This window comes from Streptomyces sp. DH12 (genome assembly GCF_020873895.1).
GTDB lineage: Bacteria > Actinomycetota > Actinomycetes > Streptomycetales > Streptomycetaceae > Streptomyces.
On the sequence record NZ_JAHWGT010000620.1, the window covers coordinates 1 to 542 of the forward strand.

Consider the following 542-nt stretch of genomic DNA (forward strand, 5'->3'; position numbering starts at 1 on the left):
TCAATGGACACGCAGCGGGTCCGGACCCCCATCTGCCCCCCACACCGAAAGGGAGCCGGAATCCAATGAGAGGCAAGCGATTCGGAACAGGTCTGTCCCTGGCCGCGGGCGCACTGGCCGTCTGCGGCCTGGCGTTCGCCCCCACCGCCGCGGCCGTGGCGCCCGGAACGGCGACCGTCAACGCCGACTGCGGCAGCTACGGCGGCGGTGACGCCACCCTCACGGCCACGCAGAGCGGCACGTCCGCGACGATCACGCTCAAGACCTCCTCGGTCACCGCCCCGGTCTCCATCGGCCAGGACTCCCTGGTCTCGCAGTTGACGATGGTGAAGGAGGGCGGCGGCACCGTCGTCTTCAAGGGCACGAAGAACCCGGCGATGTCCACGGGCGACGCCCTCGAGGTGGGCCCCCTCTCCGGCACGGTCGCCCCCGGCGACACCCTGGAAGCCTTCGGCGGCACCCTCAAGGTGACGGCCTTCGGCTTCATCACGATCACCTGCACGGCAACGGCTCCGCAGGCACCGGGTCCGTTCGTGTTCGAC

General features: G+C 70.3%; 1 protein-coding gene. It reads left to right on the forward strand.

From position 1 onward, the window contains the following. Positions 1-65: 65 nt before the first annotated feature. Positions 66-542 (forward strand): hypothetical protein (locus tag LPA54_RS36110; protein ID WP_193457632.1); only part of this gene is annotated, 477 nt, incomplete at its 3' end.